General features: G+C 58.3%; 2 protein-coding genes and 2 pseudogenes. 3 read left to right on the top strand and 1 reads right to left on the bottom strand.

Annotated features, from left to right (window positions below):
- The first annotated feature begins 43 nt into the window (after positions 1-43).
- The 3 genes and pseudogenes from ILFOPFJJ_RS36890 (at position 44) to ILFOPFJJ_RS36155 (ending at position 967) form a co-directional block, all read left to right on the top strand.
- Entirely contained in the window at positions 44-247 is a 204-nt protein-coding gene (locus ILFOPFJJ_RS36890; RefSeq protein WP_512700891.1) for a hypothetical protein, read from the top strand.
- Positions 248-456: 209 nt separating this feature from the next.
- A pseudogene (locus ILFOPFJJ_RS36755) lies at positions 457-732 on the top strand (recombinase family protein); the annotation flags it as partial.
- A 103-nt stretch (positions 733-835) separates the two neighbouring features.
- Positions 836-967: a helix-turn-helix domain-containing protein gene (locus tag ILFOPFJJ_RS36155; RefSeq protein ID WP_282438734.1), complete on the top strand. Its 132-nt coding sequence runs from the start codon at positions 836-838 to the stop codon at positions 965-967.
- Between the two features lie 284 nt (positions 968-1251).
- Here ILFOPFJJ_RS36155 and ILFOPFJJ_RS35920 read toward each other — a convergent pair.
- Positions 1252-1414, bottom strand: a pseudogene (locus tag ILFOPFJJ_RS35920) (IS110 family transposase); the annotation flags it as partial.

The following is a 1414-nucleotide window of genomic DNA, read 5'->3' as shown; positions in this document are numbered from 1 at the left end:
TTCACGGAATGCCCGCCGACTGTGATTGCGATCGAAGCCTGCGGTGCTTCGCATCCCCGAAGTGTGGACGAAGAACGAGGAGGGAAAGTGGCAGCGAGCGGACAGGGGTACCAAATATCTTTCCAAAGTTGAGGACAGCGATTCTGATGTCGAGGCAAGTTATGCTGAAACTGAAGCAAGCGTCGAGACGGATTCTACCGAAGATGACCCTTCCTTTTACTTGGAAGGCGCGCCTTTAGAGGAGTGATCGTGGGGTAAAACAGTCGCAAGGGCAAGCCCGACCTAATTGGCTCTGCACAGAGATTATGGTCCTGTGGCCGTTGGCTTTGGATAGGCTTGCGTGGGTCTGTTCAGTTGAGAACCTCCAGTTGATGCGGGTGCCGCTGTTATTTCAACGACCCAAGCTGCGCGCCCTTGGTTTGGAGGTGAGCGCGGCTGTCGACACATCGGTTCGATATGCAACACCGCGCCCTGAAGGCCGCGGGATGCTCGAGGATCTTCATCGACAAGATCAGCGGCGGCGCCGTCATCAAGCCCGGACTGGAAGACGCGCTTCGCTATCTTCGCGCCGGCGACACGCTCTGCATCTGGCGCCTCGATCGCCTGTCGCGATCGCTGCACGATCTGCTGTCGGTCGCCGAGCGCCTGCAGAAGGATGAGATCGGTCTCCACTCCATCACCGAACTGATAGACACGAGCACGCCGAACGGCCGCCTCTTCTTCTCGATTGCCGGCGCCTTCGCCCAGTTCGAGCGCGACGTCATCCAGCAGCGCACGCTCGAAGGTCTGGCGGGCCGCCCAGGCGGCAGGTCAGAAGGCCGGCCCGAAGTTCAAGGTGACCGAGGAGCAGTGGTCGGAGATCCGGCCGCGGATTGCCAGTGGCGAAATCAGCATCGGCAAAGCGGCGAAGATCCTCGGGCTGAACAAGTCAACGGTCAGCCGCAGGTTCAACGTCGGCCAGCAGTAGTCCATAAGGTGGCAAAAATTGCATATGTGGAACGGCCCGCTTGGCAAGATATTTCCTCATGTACTTCCCCAATAAGGACGGTGCGGTCATATGTCCGGCCTGTTTTCTGGCCTTTCAGCCATGGCCACGACGAGATCCGCGGAGCAAATCGCCTAATCAGCTTCTCGCGCTGTAACGCGCTTGCGATTTTGCGGTCTGATTTGCTTCGGGATGTCGTCCCGTTGGGTCATCACAATTGGCACCTTACCTGCCTCTCCGACTGGTCGGCCGGAAAGCTCGTATGTCTAAGCCTGGGCGATCATCTTCGCTCCCCGATAGCTATCGCTTCGAGCGAGAAGAGCCCAGATGATGCGCGCGATCTTGTTTGCGAGTGCGACAGCGACAACCTTGAAGGCTCTGTCGGCTCGAAGCTGGGATTTTGGCCAAGTTGAAGAACGTTGTGGGAAC

Source organism: Sinorhizobium psoraleae, assembly GCF_013283645.1.
GTDB classification, from domain to species: Bacteria; Pseudomonadota; Alphaproteobacteria; order Rhizobiales; family Rhizobiaceae; genus Sinorhizobium; species Sinorhizobium psoraleae.
Note: the sequence above shows the minus strand (reverse complement) of the source record. Positions and strands in the feature narration are given on the sequence as shown.